18 protein-coding genes and 1 riboswitch are annotated in these 19007 nt (G+C 40.0%); of the genes, 12 read left to right on the top strand and 6 right to left on the bottom strand.

All coding sequences use genetic code 11. The annotated features are described in order from the left end of the window. Nucleotides 1–249: 249 nt before the first annotated feature. Nucleotides 250–567, bottom strand: coding sequence for a DUF5011 domain-containing protein (locus tag HMPREF2802_RS05085; RefSeq protein ID WP_070502976.1), 318 nt, complete (start codon nucleotides 565–567; stop codon nucleotides 250–252). A 517-nt stretch (nucleotides 568–1084) separates the two neighbouring features. After that, the gene (folD, locus tag HMPREF2802_RS05080; protein WP_002471878.1) at nucleotides 1085–1942 is read right to left on the bottom strand and encodes a bifunctional methylenetetrahydrofolate dehydrogenase/methenyltetrahydrofolate cyclohydrolase FolD; all 858 of its coding nucleotides are present in this window, start codon (nucleotides 1940–1942) and stop codon (nucleotides 1085–1087) included. A 207-nt stretch (nucleotides 1943–2149) separates the two neighbouring features. On the opposite strand from folD, the gene purE reads away from it, so the two are divergent. Genes purE through purD form a run of 11 tightly spaced genes read left to right on the top strand, consistent with a single transcriptional unit; the run spans nucleotide 2150 to nucleotide 13382 of the window. Further along, nucleotides 2150–2632, top strand: a complete 483-nt coding sequence (purE, locus tag HMPREF2802_RS05075) for a 5-(carboxyamino)imidazole ribonucleotide mutase (protein ID WP_002471940.1) — start codon at nucleotides 2150–2152, stop codon at nucleotides 2630–2632. After that, a complete protein-coding gene (gene purK / locus HMPREF2802_RS05070; protein ID WP_070502975.1) occupies nucleotides 2619–3746 on the top strand; it encodes a 5-(carboxyamino)imidazole ribonucleotide synthase in 1128 nt (375 codons plus the stop codon). Before purE ends, purK begins: the two co-directional genes overlap by 14 nt. After that, the gene (gene purC / locus HMPREF2802_RS05065; RefSeq protein ID WP_049409204.1) at nucleotides 3746–4450 is read left to right on the top strand and encodes a phosphoribosylaminoimidazolesuccinocarboxamide synthase; all 705 of its coding nucleotides are present in this window, start codon (nucleotides 3746–3748) and stop codon (nucleotides 4448–4450) included. Before purK ends, purC begins: the two co-directional genes overlap by 1 nt. Continuing rightward, a complete protein-coding gene (gene purS / locus HMPREF2802_RS05060; protein WP_002471865.1) occupies nucleotides 4450–4710 on the top strand; it encodes a phosphoribosylformylglycinamidine synthase subunit PurS in 261 nt (86 codons plus the stop codon). Before purC ends, purS begins: the two co-directional genes overlap by 1 nt. Then, on the top strand, nucleotides 4710–5381 hold the full coding sequence (gene purQ, locus HMPREF2802_RS05055; RefSeq protein WP_070502974.1) for a phosphoribosylformylglycinamidine synthase I: 672 nt from the start codon (nucleotides 4710–4712) through the stop codon (nucleotides 5379–5381). Before purS ends, purQ begins: the two co-directional genes overlap by 1 nt. After that, nucleotides 5374–7563, top strand: coding sequence for a phosphoribosylformylglycinamidine synthase subunit PurL (gene purL / locus HMPREF2802_RS05050; RefSeq protein WP_070502973.1), 2190 nt, complete (start codon nucleotides 5374–5376; stop codon nucleotides 7561–7563). Before purQ ends, purL begins: the two co-directional genes overlap by 8 nt. After that, nucleotides 7542–9029: an amidophosphoribosyltransferase gene (gene purF / locus HMPREF2802_RS05045; RefSeq protein WP_070502972.1), complete on the top strand. Its 1488-nt coding sequence runs from the start codon at nucleotides 7542–7544 to the stop codon at nucleotides 9027–9029. The genes purL and purF overlap by 22 nt, the downstream gene beginning before the upstream one ends. Then, complete coding sequence (gene purM / locus HMPREF2802_RS05040) at nucleotides 9022–10050, top strand: phosphoribosylformylglycinamidine cyclo-ligase (protein ID WP_002471942.1); 1029 nt, start codon at nucleotides 9022–9024, stop codon at nucleotides 10048–10050. Before purF ends, purM begins: the two co-directional genes overlap by 8 nt. Before the next feature lie 3 nt (nucleotides 10051–10053). Next, a complete protein-coding gene (gene purN / locus HMPREF2802_RS05035) occupies nucleotides 10054–10620 on the top strand; it encodes a phosphoribosylglycinamide formyltransferase (RefSeq protein WP_049409214.1) in 567 nt (188 codons plus the stop codon). 18 nt (nucleotides 10621–10638) lie between these two features. Beyond that, nucleotides 10639–12117 carry a bifunctional phosphoribosylaminoimidazolecarboxamide formyltransferase/IMP cyclohydrolase gene (purH, locus tag HMPREF2802_RS05030; protein WP_070502971.1) on the top strand — a complete coding sequence of 493 codons (1479 nt, stop codon included), beginning with the start codon at nucleotides 10639–10641 and terminating at the stop codon, nucleotides 12115–12117. A 23-nt stretch (nucleotides 12118–12140) separates the two neighbouring features. After that, on the top strand, nucleotides 12141–13382 hold the full coding sequence (purD, locus tag HMPREF2802_RS05025) for a phosphoribosylamine--glycine ligase (protein ID WP_070502970.1): 1242 nt from the start codon (nucleotides 12141–12143) through the stop codon (nucleotides 13380–13382). Between the two features lie 240 nt (nucleotides 13383–13622). On the opposite strand, the gene HMPREF2802_RS05020 is transcribed toward purD, so the two are convergent. From HMPREF2802_RS05020 to graF, 4 genes are all read right to left on the bottom strand, one after another. Further along, the gene (locus HMPREF2802_RS05020) at nucleotides 13623–14426 is read right to left on the bottom strand and encodes an energy-coupling factor transporter transmembrane component T family protein (RefSeq protein WP_070502969.1); all 804 of its coding nucleotides are present in this window, start codon (nucleotides 14424–14426) and stop codon (nucleotides 13623–13625) included. Beyond that, the gene (locus HMPREF2802_RS05015) at nucleotides 14419–15828 is read right to left on the bottom strand and encodes an ABC transporter ATP-binding protein (protein ID WP_070502968.1); all 1410 of its coding nucleotides are present in this window, start codon (nucleotides 15826–15828) and stop codon (nucleotides 14419–14421) included. Before HMPREF2802_RS05015 ends, HMPREF2802_RS05020 begins: the two co-directional genes overlap by 8 nt. A gap of 12 nt (nucleotides 15829–15840) precedes the next feature. Further along, nucleotides 15841–16425 (bottom strand): ECF transporter S component, encoded by a 585-nt coding sequence (locus HMPREF2802_RS05010; RefSeq protein WP_070502967.1) that lies wholly within the window; start codon nucleotides 16423–16425, stop codon nucleotides 15841–15843. A gap of 119 nt (nucleotides 16426–16544) precedes the next feature. Beyond that, a riboswitch (TPP riboswitch) is annotated at nucleotides 16545–16649 on the bottom strand. 243 nt (nucleotides 16650–16892) lie between these two features. Then, the gene (graF, locus tag HMPREF2802_RS12225) at nucleotides 16893–17027 is read right to left on the bottom strand and encodes a glycopeptide resistance-associated protein GraF (RefSeq protein WP_002471901.1); all 135 of its coding nucleotides are present in this window, start codon (nucleotides 17025–17027) and stop codon (nucleotides 16893–16895) included. 513 nt (nucleotides 17028–17540) lie between these two features. On the opposite strand from graF, the gene auxA reads away from it, so the two are divergent. Further along, nucleotides 17541–18875 (top strand): lipoteichoic acid stability factor AuxA, encoded by a 1335-nt coding sequence (gene auxA / locus HMPREF2802_RS05005; protein WP_002471891.1) that lies wholly within the window; start codon nucleotides 17541–17543, stop codon nucleotides 18873–18875. Nucleotides 18876–19007 lie beyond the last annotated feature (132 nt).

The raw sequence follows: 19007 nt of genomic DNA, 5'->3' as shown, positions 1-19007 counted from the left end.
AAATTTAAAATAAGCCCTACAGACACGGCGTCTGACGGGCTTTGAAGCAATTGTTAAATTTATGTGTACATTTTGTGACTATCGTCAATTTTATAAAATTAGTGATACATAGCGCCAAATACTAACTCATCACACTTTAATGCGACAGTGTAAGTAGGCGTTTTGACTTGTGATAGAAATTATATTCCAAAATGAAGATATTCATTATGAATGGATTAAACGGATGTAATGAATGAGGTTCTGACAGACTTATCTGACTTCGATGTAGCGAGTTGAAGTATCCACGCCACCGTCTGAATCTTTCACTTGATAAGCGATTTTATATTTACCCACTTGGTTCGTATTAATGTGACCCTCTACGGTAATCTGATCGGTTAAATCGCCGTCTTCTTTATCAAAGGCAGTAATACCATTGAGGACGTTGTATTCAGAACCCTTTTCTACAACGACGTCTTTAGCTCCTTTGATTGCAGGTGTGGAATTATCTGTGGCTTCGGCATTTAAGTTAGGAGAAACCAATGTTGCTGAGACTCCAATAGCTGATAATGACTGTAGTAATTTGTTCATAACGATTTACCTCCGTATCAAGTCACAACTTAGTGTTAACTATACTATACTTTATACGAATTGAAAATACATCATACTATGGTCTTAATTTAGGAAAGTAGGGCGAAGTATTGAAATGATAAGAAGCTGTACAGGTGGAAATGATAAAAAATATTTTTGAATATATTCAATTTAGAGAGATAACTATATCTATATAATATGAAAGAACTCGCTAATGCAGTAACGAAAATACAAGTATTTAGATATTAATGTAGCGTTATAAAGTTTGGATAGACATTGAAAATTAGTAAGTTTTATTTATATCTCAGACTCTTTTACTTTTATAGAAATATTAACAAAAAATAAGGATAGAATTGGAAATTTAATACAATCCTAATTCTATCCTTATATACATAATGAAACGTAAATATTTAATTCATATTAGAACAGTGTGTACCTTTCTATCCTAAATACTATGAAAGGTCTAAAGTGCAATTACGAATTATACTTAATTGCTTTCTCCATATAATGATAGGAATTATTCAATTCCGCGACGCATTTTTTCAGCTAATAACGTATTGTTAAGTACCATAGTGATTGTCATTGGGCCTACACCGCCTGGAACTGGAGTGATAGCGCCGGCAACTTCTTTCACTTCGTCGTATTCAACGTCACCTTTAAGTTTACCGTTCTCATCAGGTGTGTTACCTACGTCGATGACTACAGCGCCTTCTTTAACGTCGTCTTTCGTTACGAGTCCTGGACGACCTACCGCACTTACGATGACATCTGCGTCTTTAAGGTGCGCATGCATGTCTTTTGTACGTGAGTGTAAGATTGTTACTGTCGCATTTTTTTGTAAAAGTAATTTAGAAACAGGTTGGCCTACGATATGGCTACGGCCGATAACGACAGCATTTTTACCTTCTAAATCCATATCAGCGTGGTTAAGTAATTCCATTACGCCAAGTGGAGTACAAGGTACGAAAGTTTGTTCATCGATATAAAGTTTACCGATGTTAGCAGGATGGAATCCGTCTACGTCTTTCGCTGGGTCGATAGATTCTAATACCTTTTGTTCGCTAACTTGATCAGGAAGAGGTACTTGAACGAGGATACCACTTACTGAATCATCATTGTTTAAACGATCAAGTTCTTTTAACACTTCTTCTTCAGAAGTATCTTCATCTAAATGTACGATTTCTGAAGTGATACCAATTTTTTCTGCAGCTTTTTTCTTAGATTTAACATAACTTAAGCTTGCACCATCGTTACCTACGAGAATAACAGATAACTTTGGAGTGTAACCTTTAGAAGTTAATTCCTCAACTTGATCTTTAAGTCCTTGTCGATAATCTTTTGCAATTTGTTTACCGTCTAATACCTTAGCAGACATAAACCAAATCCTCCTTGTTTAGATTCACTCTATCCTTACATTTCCCGAGTAGGTCAATCAAATTTATAGTAATAAACGTAAATTGACGCAAGAAATTCAGATAAAGTTCGATTTTAAATTGAAATACTCGTAAATTGTTGTTATCCTTATACATGTAATATACAACTTAAGCAATGTGAATTTCAAATCTTTGAAAGGGTGTTCATAATGAAAGTGGCAGTTGTCATGGGTAGTTCATCTGACTGGGCTACGATGAAAGAAAGTTGTCAGATGTTAGAAGAATTAGGCGTTCCGTACGATAAACAAGTTGTGTCTGCACATCGTACGCCTAAATTAATGGTAGATTTCGCGTCAGAAGCACGACTCAATGGTTACGACGTGATCATTGCAGGAGCTGGAGGCGCTGCACACCTTCCAGGTATGATTGCTTCAATGACGACACTTCCAGTTATTGGTGTACCGATTGAATCTAAAGCGCTACAAGGTTTGGATTCATTACTTTCTATTGTACAAATGCCAGGTGGTATTCCTGTTGCTACAACAGCTATCGGTAAGTCTGGGGCGAAGAATGCGGGCATTTTAGCTGCCAGAATATTAGGACTTCAAGATACTTCAGTTCAAGAAAACTTACAAAATTATGAAAAGTCTTTAGCTGAGAAAGTGAGTGAAATGCAAAGTGAACTTCAATAAACTAGCGTTTGGTGCAACGGTTGGTATTATCGGTGGCGGTCAGTTAGGTAAGATGATGGCTCAATCTGCACAGAAGATGGGTTATCGTGTGATCGTCCTCGATCCGGATGCTGAATGTCCATGCCAACACGTCGCACATGAATTTATTAATGCACCATATGATGACATGGAAGCGCTCGAACAGTTAGGTGAGCAATCGGATGTAATTACATACGAGTTTGAGAATATCTCTGCTCCACAACTGAAAGCGCTCGTTTCACGCTACAATATTCCTCAAGGTTATCAAGCGATTGAATTGCTCCAAGATCGCTTGACTGAAAAGCAATCTTTAGAAGCTGCTGGAACACAAATTGTTCCATTTGAACAGCTCACTGAACCGAATGATATCGAAAGAGCGGTCGACAAATTAGGTTACCCATTTATGGTCAAAACACGCTTTGGCGGTTACGACGGAAAAGGACAAATCTTGGTTCAAAGTGAAGACGACCTAGATGAAGCACGCACATTAATTGAGAATCAAGAATGTGTTGCCGAACAATTTGTTGATTTAGCTAAAGAAGTATCACTAACTGTAACGATTGGTAATAATAGTCAAATTACTTATTTCCCTCTCCAAGAGAATGAACACCAAAATCAAATACTATTTAAAACAATTGTACCTGCGCGCTCAGATAAAGAAACTGAAGCTCGTGATGAAGTGAAGAAGATTACAGATTATATTCATTTCGTAGGTACGTTCACTGTTGAATTCTTCATCGATCGAGATAATCATCTTTATGTCAATGAAATCGCGCCAAGACCTCATAACTCAGGCCATTATTCAATTGAAGCGTGTGATTATTCTCAATTCGATACGCATATCCTTGCTGTGACTGGTCAGCAGTTACCTCAAGAGATTGAAATATTAAAACCGGCAGTCATGATGAATTTACTCGGCCGTGATTTAGATTTACTTGAAGATCAATTTGGTGACCATCCAGAATGGCACGTGCACATCTATGGTAAGACAACGCGTAAACCTGACCGTAAGATGGGGCACATGACGATCTTAACGAACGATGTCGATCAAACTGAACGAGAAATGCTACAACGTTTTGAAGGGAGAAACCAATAATGTCTTTATTATATGAAGGTAAAGCGAAACGTATTTTTACTACAGAACAAGATGATGTACTTCGTGTGGAGTATAAAGATGAAGTTACAGCTGGCAACGGCGCTAAAAAAGACCATTTAGAAGGTAAAGGTCGTTTGAACAACCTCATCACTTCTAAGATCTTTCAATATTTGAAAGAACAAGGTCTTGAAAGTCACTTTATCGAACAACTCTCTGACACTGAACAGTTAGTTAAAAAGGTAGAAATCATTCCGTTAGAAGTCGTAGTTCGCAATATCGCAGCAGGCTCTATCACTAAACGCCTTGGTTTCGACAAAGGACATGAATTTGAGCAACCTCTCGTGGAATTCTTCTATAAAAATGATGATCTCAACGATCCACTTATTACAGATGATCACGTGAAATTACTCAACTTAGCGAATGATGACGAAATCGCTACGCTAAAAGAAGCAGCGTTAGGTATCAACGAACACTTAAAAGCGCTTATGGCGAAGATGGATTTAAGAATCGTGGATTACAAGATTGAGTTCGGTCGTACAGAGGATGGCAAGATTATTCTCGCTGATGAAATTTCTCCGGATACATGTCGTATTTGGGCATTGGACAGTGACGAGAACTTTGATAAAGACGTTTATCGTGAAGATAGAGGTTCAATCTTAGATGTTTATCAAGCATTTTTAACTAAATTGGAGGACGTAGAATAATGAAAAAAATCGAATTACACATCACATTACAACCACAAGTATTAGATACGCAAGGACAAGCATTAACACGTGCAGTACACGATTTAGGTTACGAACAAGTCAACGATATTCGTGTGGGTAAAGTACTTTACTTAACAGTGGATGAAGCGTCAGATGAAGCGGTGGATAATATCGTGACAACTTTAAGTGAGAAATTGTTTGCGAATACAGTCATTGAAGAATATAGCTATAAAGTTGTTGAAGAAGGGGAGAATTTCTAATGAAGTTTGCAGTGCTTAGATTCCCTGGATCGAACTGCGACCGTGATATGCTGAATGCTGCACTTAAAGCAGGTGTCGATGCAGAATATGTAGATTATCGTCAAACATCACTTGCAGGTTTCGACGGCGTACTCATCCCAGGTGGATTCTCATTCGGTGACTATTTACGCTCAGGTGCGGTAGCGAGCGTGGCACCAGTCATCACAGAAGTGAAACGTTTAGCAGAAGAGGGTAAGCCTGTATTGGGTGTCTGCAATGGTTTCCAAATTCTCACAGAAATTGGTTTGCTTCCAGGTGCTTTGCTACATAACGATTCGCATTTATTCGTCAGCAGAAACGAAGAATTACAAGTAGTGAATAACGACACAGCTTTTACTCATCTCTACGGCAAAGATGAAGTGGTCGTTTATCCAGTTGCACACGGTGAAGGTCATTACTATTGTACAGATGAGATTTACAATGATTTACATGCCAACAATCAAGTCATCTTGAAATATGTTGATAATCCAAATGGTTCTCATGAAGACATCGCAGGTATTGTTAACGAACGCGGTAACGTTTGCGGTATGATGCCACACCCAGAACGTGCGCTTGAAGCAATCTTAGGTACTGATAGTGGTATGAAGTTATTCGAAGCCATGGTGAAAAGTTGGAGGGAACAAAATGTCTAAATTTATCGAACCAAGCAGTGAAGAAATTAGAACAGAGAAGCTATATAAAGACTTTGGACTCACAGACGCAGAATACGACAAAGTGTGCGAGATTCTCGGACGCCAACCGAATTTTACAGAAATTGGTATCTTCTCAGTGATGTGGAGTGAACACTGTTCCTACAAACACTCTAAGCCGTTCTTGAAACAGTTCCCAACGACAGGCGAACATGTCCTCATGGGTCCTGGTGAAGGGGCAGGTGTCGTAGATATTGGCGACAAACAAGCGGTGGTCTTCAAAGTAGAATCTCACAACCACCCATCTGCAGTTGAACCTTACCAAGGTGCTGCTACAGGTGTCGGCGGTATTATCCGTGACATTGTATCTATCGGTGCACGCCCAATCAACTTGCTCAACAGTTTACGCTTCGGTGAATTAACTGAGAAACAGAATCGCCGTTTGTTACGCGGCGTCGTCGCAGGTATCGGTGGTTACGGTAACTGTATCGGTATTCCAACTACAGCAGGTGAAATCGAATTCGACGAACGCTATGACGGTAACCCACTCGTTAACGCGATGTGTGTAGGTGTCATCGATCATGACATGGTTCAGAAAGGTACAGCTAAGGGGAAAGGTAACTCAGTGATTTACGTCGGCTTGAAGACAGGTCGCGATGGTATTCACGGTGCGACATTCGCATCAGAAGAGTTAAACGAAGAAAGCGAAAGCAAACGTCCTTCTGTACAAATCGGTGACCCATTTGTTGGTAAGAAACTGATGGAAGCTACACTTGAAGCCATTACATATAAAGAACTCGTTGGTATTCAAGATATGGGTGCTGCTGGTCTGACATCATCTTCTTCTGAAATGGCTGCTAAAGGTGGCAGTGGTATGCACTTAAGATTGGATCAAGTGCCAGTTCGTGAAGAAGGCATCTCTCCATACGAAATGATGTTATCTGAAACGCAAGAGCGTATGTTGCTTGTAGTTGAAAAGGGTACAGAACAAAAATTCTTAGACCTCTTTGAAGATCATGAGTTAGACAGCGCGGTAATTGGTGAAGTGACAGATACTGACCGCTTCGTCCTCACTTACGAAGACGAAGTGTACGCAGATATTCCAGTTCAACCGCTCGCTGACGAAGCACCTGAATATATCCTTGAAGGGGAAGAGAAAGAGTTTAATACGTCTAAAAATGATTATAGCCAAGTTGATGTTGAACAAACATTTGATCAATTGTTTACACATCCAACAATCGCTTCTAAGCGCTATCTTTACGAACAATACGATCAACAAGTTGGTGCGAATACGATTGTTAAGCCAGGATTGCAATCTTCTGTCGTACGTGTTGAAGGTACGAACAAAGCCATTGCTTCAACGATTGACGGTGAAGCACGCTACGTCTTCAACCAACCATACGAAGGCGGTAAGATGGTCGTAGCTGAAGCGTATCGTAACTTAATTGCAGTCGGTGCGAAACCACTAGCAATGACAGACTGCTTAAACTACGGTTCTCCAGAGAAGAAAGAAATTTATCAACAACTCATCGACTCTACGAAAGGTATGGCTGAAGCTTGTGAAACATTGAAGACACCAGTTGTTTCTGGTAACGTTTCGCTTTATAACGAAACACCGAAGACGTCGATCTTCCCAACTCCTGTCGTAGGTATGGTTGGCTTGATTGAAGATATCGATTACTTGAAAGACTTCCATCCAACTCAAGGCGAAGACGTTTATCTCGTCGGCGGTACACGTGATGATTTCGGTGGTAGTCAAATTGAGAAGTTACTTCACGGTTCAGTCAATCACGAATTTGAAGCGATTGATTTATCTGACGAAGTAGCTAAAGGTGAACACATCGCACAAGCGGTTAGAGATGGTGTGTTATCACATGTTCAAACAGTAGGTAAAGGTGGCTTGCTCATCACACTTGCTCGTTTCAGCGCTCATTACGATTTAGGCTTAGATGTCGAACTAGACGTTTCAGATGCACAACTCTTTAGTGAAACACAAGGCCGTTACTTAGTTACAGTTAAAGAGGGTCAATCATTTGATATGCCAGATGCAGTTAAAATTGGTCACATCACTAACGACCAATCCTTCACTGTGAAGAACGGTTCAACTACAATTTCACGCAATGCTGATCAATTAAAACAAGCATGGGAAGGAGCAATTCCTCAATGTATGACTTCAACGGATTAAACGAAGAATGTGGCGTGTTTGGAATTTGGAATCACCCTGAGTCAGCACAATTGACTTACATGGGTTTACACAGTTTACAACATCGTGGTCAAGAAGGTGCAGGTATCGTTTGTTCAGATGGTAAGGAATTTGTCAGTGAACGTGGTTTAGGTTTGCTGACAGATGCCATCAACAAGACGAAGATGAGCCACTTACAAGACTATCAATATGCCATTGGTCACGTTCGCTATGCAACTTCAGGAAATAAAGGAATCGAGAATATTCAACCGTTCTTGTATCATTTCTATGATATGAGCGTTGGGGTGTGCCACAATGGTAACTTAATCAACGCACAAAGCTTACGCCAAGAGTTAGAACATCAAGGTGCCATCTTCCATTCTTCATCTGATACAGAAGTGATTATGCACTTGATTCGTCGCAGTAAGCAACCTACCTTTGAAGAAGCTTTAAAAGAAAGTCTACGTATTATTAAAGGTGGCTTTACGTTCGCTATTTTAACTAAAGAAGGACTTTATGGAGCTGTAGACCCAAATGCGATTCGCCCGTTAGTTGTGGGAGAAATGCCGAATGGCGCTTATATCATCGCAAGTGAAACATGTGCAATTGACGTACTCGGTGCAGAATTTGTACGTGACATTCATGCAGGTGAATACGTGGTCATCAATGACGAAGGTATCCGCGTGGAAAGCTATACAGAACATACAAACACAGCCATTTCAGCTATGGAGTACATCTACTTTGCACGTCCGGATTCAACGATTGCAGGAAAGAACGTTCATGCGGTGCGTAAAGCGTCAGGTAAACGTTTGGCGCAAGAGAGTCCGGCTGAAACTGCAGATATGGTTATCGGCGTACCTAACTCTTCATTATCTGCAGCGTCTGGCTACGCTGAAGAGATGAAATTACCATATGAGATGGGTCTTGTTAAAAACCAATACGTAGCACGTACGTTTATTCAACCGACACAAGAATTACGTGAACAAGGTGTGCGTACGAAGTTATCACCTGTTAAAGATATCGTGCATGGTAAAAATATCGTGCTCGTCGATGATTCAATCGTGCGCGGTACAACAAGTAAACGTATCGTCCGCATGTTGAAAGAAGCAGGTGCCAAAGAAATTCATGTGCGTATTGCTTCTCCAGAGTTCATGTTCCCAAGTTTCTATGGTATCGATGTATCTACGACAGCTGAACTTATTTCTGCGAACAAATCACCAGAAGAGATTTGTGAACACATCGGTGCGGATTCTGTGGCCTATCTTTCAGTAGATGGCTTAATTGATTCTATCGGACTTGATGTAGATTCACCATATAGCGGATTATGTGTAGAAAGCTTTACTGGCGATTATCCTGCAGGTTTGTATGATTATGAAGCGGACTACAAAGCCAACTTAAGTGAGAGACAGAAAGCATATTTAGCGCAGAACAAACAATACTTTGATAGTGAGGGGAATCTTAATGTCTAAATCATACCAAGAAGCTGGCGTGGACATTCACGCAGGTTACGAAGCAGTAGAACGTATGTCGAGTCACGTAAAGAGAACAATGCGCCCTGAAGTACTTGGTGGTCTTGGCGGCTTCGGCGCGACATTTGATTTATCTCAACTCAACATGAAAGCGCCGGTCATGGTCTCTGGTACAGACGGTGTAGGAACGAAATTGAAACTCGCGATTGACCACGACAAACACGATACGATTGGTATCGATGCTGTCGCGATGTGTGTGAACGACATCTTAACGACAGGTGCTGAACCACTTTACTTCTTAGATTACATTGCAACGAATAAAGTTGTTCCCGAAGTGATTGAACAGATTGTTAAAGGTGTCAGTGATGGTTGTGAAGAAACAAATACGGCATTAATCGGTGGCGAAACTGCTGAGATGGGTGAAATGTATCACGAAGGTGAGTACGATTTAGCTGGATTTGCAGTTGGCGCTGTTGAAAAGGATGAGTACATCGATGGCAGTAGCGTACAAGCAGGCCAAGCAATTATTGGCTTGGCTTCAAGTGGTGTACACTCTAACGGTTATAGTCTCGTTCGTCGTTTGATTGCACAATCGGATATTGATTTAAATGATACATTCGTTGACGGTAAATCCTATTTAGATGTATTCCTTGAGCCAACACGTTTATATGTTAAGCCTGTACTTGCAGTCAAAGAACAAGTGAAGATTCATGCGATGACACATATTACAGGCGGCGGTTTCTATGAAAATATCCCTAGAGCATTACCAGAAGGCAAATCTGCTGAAGTCGATGTAACTACTTTCCCAACACCGCCAGTTTTTGATTGGATTCAACAACAAGGACACATTGAGACAGATGAAATGTACAATGTTTTTAATATGGGTATCGGCTTTACGTTAGTTGTAGATGAAGCAGACGTTGAACGCGTGATAGACATCCTAGCCAAAGAAGATGTTGAAGCATTCCATATCGGTACGATAACTGAAGCAGAAGAACCGATTACGGTGAAAGGTGTTTAATCTATGGTTAAAGTAGCAATCTTTGCCTCTGGTTCAGGCACAAATTTCGAAAACATTATGCAACGTGTGACAGCAGGTGAATTACCTAATATTGAGGTTACTGCACTGTATACTGATCAAGTTGAAGCGGAATGTATCCAGCGTGCGCAGCAATTTGATTTAGATGTTCACATCACAGTATTGAAAGACTACGACTCTAAAGCTGACTATGAGCAAGCGATCCTTAAGCAGTTACAACTTGAGGGCGTTGAATGGATTATTCTAGCAGGATATATGAAGTTGATCAGCGCAACCATCTTGGACGCGTATGAAGGTAGAATATTGAATATCCATCCGTCATTGTTACCGAAGTACAAGGGCGTTGATGCGATTGGACAAGCTTTTACTAGTGGTGACAAAGAAACCGGAACTACTGTCCATTATGTTGATAGTGGTATGGATACGGGCCAAATTATTGAGCAACGTCAGTGCCCAATTTATGAAGATGATACGAAAGCAGACTTAGAACAACGAGTGAAATCACTCGAATATGAACTTTATCCGAAAGTCATAGCTGAAATTATTCAATAAGAGGGGCGAAATAACGTAATGAAGAAAGCAATATTAAGTGTATCGAATAAAGCAGGTATCGTAGATTTCGCGCAAGCATTAACTGAATTGGACTACGAATTGTATTCTACTGGAGGTACCATGCGCGCAATCGAAGAAGCAGGTGTACCTGTTCAATCGATCTCAAAGTTAACACAGTTTGACGAAATTATGGATGGACGAGTTAAAACATTACATCCAGCAGTTCACGGTGGTATATTGGCTGATCGTGATAAATCTGAACACCTTGATCAATTGAAAGAGCAAGATATTGATCTCATCGATATGGTAGTCGTCAATCTTTATCCTTTCCAAGAAACAGTGGCGAATCCGGATGTAACAGAAATGGATGCAATTGAGAACATCGATATCGGTGGGCCAACGATGTTACGTGCGGCAGCTAAGAACTTCAAACATGTGACAACGATTGTACATCCTGAGGATTATGATGAAGTGATCCAACGACTACGAAACGACGAGTTAGATGAAGCGTATCGTAAATCATTGATGATTAAAGTGTTCGAACATACGAATGCTTACGATCATGCGATTGTTAACTTTTTTAAAGATAGTAAAGAATCACTGCGCTATGGTGAGAATCCACAACAATCTGCTTACTTCGTACGTGAATCTGATGCTCCGAATACGATTGCGGGAGCAAAACAGCTTCATGGTAAACAATTAAGCTTTAACAACATTAAAGACGCAGACTCTGCATTAACATTGGCGAAATCCTTTGAACAGCCAGCTGCAGTAGCGGTGAAACATATGAACCCATGTGGTGTAGGTGTGGGCGACACTATCGAAGAAGCCTACAACCGCGCTTATGAGGCGGATAGTCAATCTATCTTTGGCGGTATCGTTGCGCTTAACCGTCCAGTAGGTAAAGAACTTGCTGAGCAATTACACAGTATCTTCTTAGAAGTCGTCATTGCACCGGAATTCTCTCAAGATGCACTTGATGTATTACAACAGAAGAAGAATATCCGCTTGCTAGAAATTGATATGTCAGTCAATGATGATGAAGAAGAGTTCGTATCTGTTTCTGGTGGTTATCTCGTTCAGGAGAAAGACCACTCTACAATCACTCGTGAAGATATGAAAGTCGTAACTGATGCAGAGCCTACTGAAGCGCAATGGGATGCGATGCTCTTAGGCTGGAAAGTTGTTGCAGCAGTTAAAAGTAACGCGGTGATCCTCAGCAATCCACAACAAACTGTTGGTATTGGTGCAGGACAAATGAATCGTGTAGGTTCTGCTGAAATTGCGATTGAAAGAGCAATTGGTATTGATGATAATGTCGCGATGATTTCTGATGGTTTCTTCCCAATGGATGATACGGTAGAACTCGCAGCGAAACATGGTATCAAAGCAATTATTCAACCAGGTGGTTCAATTAAAGACCAAGATTCTATCGATATGGCCAACAAACATGGCATTGCTATGGTAACGACAGGAGAACGTCATTTTAAACATTAATCTCAACTACAGGAGGTAGAAAGATGAAAGTGTTAGTGATTGGTGCAGGTGGGCGCGAACATGTACTTGCACATAAGTTAAATCAATCGCCACTCGTTGACGAAGTTCATGCGATTCCAGGCAGTGACGCGATGGCTCAAGTCGCTGAAGTTCACACTGATATTGCTGAAAGTGCACATGATGACATCGTTGATTTCGCGCAACAACAAGGTATTGAATGGGTCGTTGTAGGTCCTGAACAGCCATTGACTGAAGGTTTAGCAGATCGCTTGTTAGACGTAGATATTAAAGTCTTTGGTCCAACGCAAGCAGCTGCGCAAATTGAAGGCTCTAAATCATTTGCGAAGAAATTGATGGCTAAGTATGATATTCCTACGGCTGACTATCGTGAAATTTCTAGCAAGAAAGAAGCGCAAGCATATATTCAATCTTGCGACTATCCAGTGGTATTAAAGAAAGATGGTCTCGCGGCAGGAAAAGGCGTTATTATTGCGGACAATTACGATGAAGCAGCAGAAGCGGTTGAAAAATTGTATCCTACAAACGACGAAACTGTAGTTTTTGAGACTTTCCTTGAAGGTGAAGAATTCTCGCTCATGACATTCGTAAATGGAGACTACGCCGTGCCATTCGATTGTATTGCGCAGGATCATAAACGTGCGTTCGACAATGACCAAGGGACGAACACTGGCGGTATGGGCGCTTATTGTCCTGTCCCACATATCAGCTCAGAAGTCATCGAAGAAACGAATCGTCAAATTGCACAACCGATTGCTCGAGCGATGGAGCAAGAAGGCTATCATTTCTTCGGATTATTGTACATCGGTGCGATTCTCACTAAAGAAGGTCCGAAAGTGATTGAATTTAATGCGCGCTTTGGAGACCCTGAAGCTCAAGTCTTACTCACACGTATGGAAAGCGACTTGATGCAACATATTCTCGACTTAGACGCGAAACAACCAATTCACTTTAAGTGGAAAGATCAAGCTGTTGTTGGTGTGATGCTTGCGTCTAAAGGCTATCCTGGTAGCTATGAGAAAGGTAAAGAAGTCTCTGGCTTCACTTTAGATGAAGGTAAATATTTCGTGAGTGGTTTGAAAAAAGAAGGTGACCACTTCGTTACTTCAGGTGGCCGTGTAATCTTAGCTTTAGGAGAAGGCAAAGATATTGCTGAAGCGAAGAAAGCCGCTTATGAAGCAGTAGAACCCGTAGCTAACGATGCTTTATTCTATCGTAATGATATTAGTGACAAAGCGTTACGTTAAGCTAGAGTAGTAATTGAGTGCTGAGCATGCTAACTTAATGTAGATGAATGTACAATGAGACATAATTTAACCCCGTTCCATGAATTGTTTGGAACGGGGTTTTTGAGATGTGGTGAATGTCAATGATTGTCTCAAAGTTCAGCATTGTTTAGTGATAAAAGGGATTGGCTGCTATCGGCTAAGAGCCATCATTTTCTATTGCCAAATCCGCTCGCCTTTTACAAAACTTAAGAAAAATAGCTAGAAATTATGGCTACGTACATCTGGAATGCCTGTCAGTGGTAGCACGTGTGCCAGGTAACAACTGATGGCGAGTAATGCTAAGGTCACAACGATAAACACGATATCTTTGTATGAAAATGGTGCTTTGTAGTAATACGTACGTGGACCATCTTGGAAGCCTTTCATCTCCATCGCGACAGAAAGTTGGTGTGCACGGCGAATGTTCTGACTGAGCAACGGGATAAACAAATGTTTCAAACGTTTCAGCCCTCGATAGTGTTGTGCATCTATAACTTGATAACGCATCTTGAGTGAATGACGCAATTGAATAAATGATGTGATCATAATGGGCACCATACGAATGGCTGCCATAAACGCATAGGCGAACTTCGGTTTCACCTTTAAGTGCTGCATCATACTGTAAAAAATCATGACGATTTCAGAAGTTAATGAAATCAGTATCCCCATAGAGGAGACCGTTAATAAACGTAACGATAAATGTATACCGCGAATGAAACTCTCACGTGTAATATGGATGAAACCAAGTTTAAATAGGGTATGTGTTCCTTCTCCATAAAGAATCATCGATAATGACGATATAATCGCAAACAAAATTGCGAAGAAGGTGAAGATACCTACAACTTTAAACTGTACGCCGTTAAATAAGACTAGAAACAGAAACATCAGTATCGTTGTATAAATCATGATATCGAATTGGTGAATAAAGATGACGAAGACGAATAAGAGTATCGCCATCACAATCTTCGTAATTACATTGACATCATGGACAAAGGTGTTGCGTACTTTCCACGCTTCAAACATGCATATCACCTGTCTTTCTTACTTCATGTAACTGCTGATCTTCGACGTGAATTTGTCGAGAAGGATAGCGTGCAATAATTTCTGGGTCGTGTGTAATCATGATAATCGTCTGACCTTGTGCTACACGTTCTTGGAAGAGTTGGATCAAGTTAAAAGTATTATGGCTATCCAATCCAAAGGTAGGCTCATCCAACATGATGATATCTGCTGGTGAACTTAACGCAGTTGCCACACTCAGACGACGCTTTTGCCCCATAGACAATTCGAACGGATGTTGGTTCTGCACACGTTCTAAATTGAGTAAGCGTAACATCTCTTTCGTTTGTTGTTGTGCTTTCTTGTTATCTTTTTGACTAAATTGAATAAAGATTTCATCATAAACGGATTGCGTAATAAACTGTAGTTCAGGATTTTGATACACGAGATACATATGTTGCGCTGCATCCTTGATTTTCTTTAAATAATGTCCGTCATAGATCATCTTGCCATCGTATTTGATTAACTGCATCATAGATTCGAGCAATGTCGTTTTGCCGGTACCATTTTTACCTGTAATCGTGATCCACTCACCTAAGGAAACGGTAAATTCGTCAAGAGCGATCAACGTCTTGTTACCGCGACGAATAGCTCCATCTTGATAATGAAAGACAGGCTCAGTAGGGGTGGAGGATGTATCCTGTGCTTTGGGCGCATAATCCCATGCATTTGGATGCCATACCCCGTACTCGGTCAGTAGCTCCTCGTGTTGAGCGAGAATTGCTTCGGGTTTGTCATCAGCAATAATCTCGGCGTTATAATTGAGTAGAATGACACGGTCGATGTGTTCCCAAATATGTTCAACCTTATGCTCCACGATCACGACAGTTTGGTCTTCCCAGAAATCTTTGATCTTGCTCCACAATTCAGCTGTGGCTTCTGTATCAAGCATAGCTGTTGGCTCATCTAGGAAAAGGGTCTCAGCTTGTTGCAGTAACGTTTCTGCAATCGCTAATTTCTGTTTCATACCGCCGCTGAGCTGGTTTACGTATTGATCAGGATCAACATTGAGACCTACTGAATCTAAAGCGCGTTGAATCGCTTGGTCCATTTCGGAACGTGGCACTTGTCGATTCTCAAGAATAAAGCCGAGTTCTTCTTTCACTTTCGGCATGCAGAACTGTGTGTCAGGATCTTGAAAAATCATGCCACAATGTTCATCAATATGTAAGTCGTCATATTTCATCGGAAGTTCAATTAATTCAGGAACGATGCCACTTAACACATTTAATAATGTACTCTTACCCGCCCCAGAGGGACCGAGTAAGAGTACTTTCTCTTTGTCATGAATTGTTAAATTGAGACCGTCGAAGATCTTATGTTCACCATTCGGATACTTCAGACGTAAATTTTTAGTCGATAGCACAGTATCGTCTCCTTACAAGTTATCGTAATCTTTTTTAGATGCAGGTCTGAAGAGTTTGGTTACTCCGGTCTGATCCAGCACCTTGACGATGTAGTAAGACAGTAAACCTGCGACTAACAGACCACCGATTAATCTGAAGACGATGTACAGTGTTAAGTTCCAACCTGTCAACTCATTGAGGTAGCCATACGCGAAGTCGAGTGGCAAGGTAATAATCGCTGCCATTAATCCAGCAAGCATAGCTACTGCAGCTGAACGTGATTTGTAGCGGAAGATGAGGAAGATAACCTCACAAGCGACACCTTGGAGTAAACCGTAAATCATCGTAGGGACATCGAAGCGGCCCATGACGATGGTTTCACCAGCACCTGCTGCAAACTCAGCTAGAATTGCGATACCAGGTTTAGGAATGATGAGATAAGCAACGACCGCTGCCATAAACCACATGCCGTAGACGATTTCTTCTACGTGTAAACCAGATATTTTAGAAAAATCATATACGAAATTCCAAACGTTATAAATAATCGCGAAGACGACTGCGATTAAGACTGTGACGAGTATGTCGGAAAGCTTTAAACCTCTTGAAGCTCTTGTCATATCTATTTCCTCCCAATAAAAAACGCACAACCTCATCTAGAAGTTGCGCGAAAAACAAACAGAAAGAAATAAACATTGGATGAAGACTCTGCCGAGTCATAAAAGGCAGAGCTTAACATAATAGTAATCGCTCACTTTCCTACGCTAGTATCATCTAGATCAGGTTCAAAGGGTTTGAGGTTCTACCTCATCTCAGTTATAACATAACACCCCTAGTGCGTTAGATTGATTTGTAATTTAATTCTAATGTAGACTGGTTGAGAACGATTGTCAAGGCTTTCTTGAGATATGTCAGAGAAGTTCGGTTTAGTGGGGTCATAGAGTAGTATAATTACATTAAAAAGCACGTGAAAATGCACGCGCCACATGATATTAGGTGTGAGTGACGCGTGCCTTGCGACTAATAATTATAGGGTTTGTGTTTATCTTACGAATAAAATGTGTAGAATTCGAACGATGTTTGGCTATTAATCTAAAGAATCTTGGACGTTCTGTTTTGTTTCTTTAACGTTATCTTCAGCTTGTTCTTTCTTATCCTTTAATTGCTCTTCTTGTTCTTTTGCTTGTTCAGCTGCTTGTTTGTTCTTATCTTCATTTGTCATGGGAATCAGGCTCCTTTGTTGATTATTCTTACCATTAGTATTATACCCGTTTTAAATAATTTACACACAATAATGTTGTAAAATCTGTTTCTTTACTGGGCGAAATGGAAATAGAAGAAGTAAGTTGAGTTGATAGGTCGCGTGCGTTATAATTTACATACTTATCTCACATTCGAACAAAGCGTTAGTGTGCACACATGAAAGGTAAGCTCAAGTTCAAATGCGATTGCTGTGTGCTATAAACGCTTCATTTACTTTTACAGATAAAGTAGGGATCGAGAATACAAATCGCGACTCAGCTTGTTTACAGAAAAGAACTTAAATTTATAAATTGGTGTGACAAAGCACCATCGTTACTTGTTTCAATGATTTTACATACTGAAACAGACATTGTAGCTCATGTTTAATCATAAGCGAGAAAAGTGTGAGAAATTTCGGTCTCTAGACCTATTTCTTGTACGATATAGAGACAACATGGATATGTTCATATATAATTGTTTTGAGGTGAAATGAATGTCTTTCCTTAAAAAACACGCCGAAATTATATACAGCTATATTATCGGTGCAGTCGCACTGTTAATAGGTGTTATTATATTACTTAATTTATCTTTCATTCACATGCTTAATGGGAAAGATAAGATCAACTTAAACATACATAATGTATGGGACTTTATTAACGCATTCTTTGCAGAAATTATTCGAGTAATGAGTACGTTTATTGGTAGCTTTCCAATCGTCAGTGCGATTATCATCATTCTGTTCGGTTTATTAGTTATCGGTATAGGTATTCTGTTGTTCAGAACAACTTCTTACGACTATGATATTTCTGTATTCTTCTTAGTCATCGGAATACTATTCTTTATCATTACACTCGTCTTGATGACGCAAGTTTATAGTTTCTTTGCGATTATCTTTGTGATTCCTTTTATCATTCACATTGGTTATATCGTTTATAAAGATGATTTAAATCCGAATCATCGTAAATATCATTATTTATGGATTATCTTTAGCTATGGTATTTCTTACCTTATCACGCAAGTTGTGCTATATGGCCGTGTAGACAATAATGATATTATCCCGATTGACATCTTGAGTGTGAATGCTTTCTTCTTAGTGATGTGGTTACTCGGTCAAATGGCGATTTGGAACTTCTTGTTCTTACGTCGCTCTCTTCCGTTAACTAAGCAAGAGTTAGGTGAAGAAGAACCAGAATTATCACGGACGAACAAAGAGTCAATGACGAACCAAACGAAAGAACGTATTAAACACTTACAAGATAAAACGACGGAGATTACTCATAAGACACGTCGTAGTATGGATATTGAAAAAATGCGTAACAAGAAAGATCAATTCGTTGATAAATGGAAACAACGCATCGATATTCAGGAAGATGATGTACCGAAATGGATGCGCAAACCGAAATGGTTGAAATCGTTATATATTGAATTAATTTGTGCAGGAATCATGCTCTTCTTTACACTCATTGAGTTACACAACAGAAGTTCCTTGTTTATGTCAGGGAATTGGGAGTTATCACAAACGCAATATGTTATTGAGTGGATCACTTTATTCTTGCTCATGTTAATCATGATCGTTTATGTGTTATTGACGTTAACCAATTACTTTAAAAATCGATTCTATTATTTACATCTCTTTATTATTAGCATACTCTTCTTCAAATTATTTACAGAGTTTGCGAATATCATGATTCACGGTCAATTATTCTCAACATTCATTACGCCAATTCTGTTCATTATGCTCATTGCAGTCATCGTTGCTTTCGTCATTAAATTACGTGAGCCTGATCGTAATGATAAAGAGAGAATGGAAACTTTAAATTCGAAGTAGTTCTTACTTTTAAAAAGTTAAAATTGAGAATGAGAAGCAGATATGGAAATCAACTCGGTTTCTGTATCTGCTTTTTAAAATGACAAAAGCATTCTGCGGCATTTCAACGCTCATGAAAGAATTGAATTTCTC

Origin of the sequence: Staphylococcus sp. HMSC071G07 (genome assembly GCF_001811435.1) — a bacterium.
Taxonomy (GTDB): domain Bacteria; phylum Bacillota; class Bacilli; order Staphylococcales; family Staphylococcaceae; genus Staphylococcus; species Staphylococcus pettenkoferi.
Note: the sequence above shows the minus strand (reverse complement) of the source record. Positions and strands in the feature narration are given on the sequence as shown.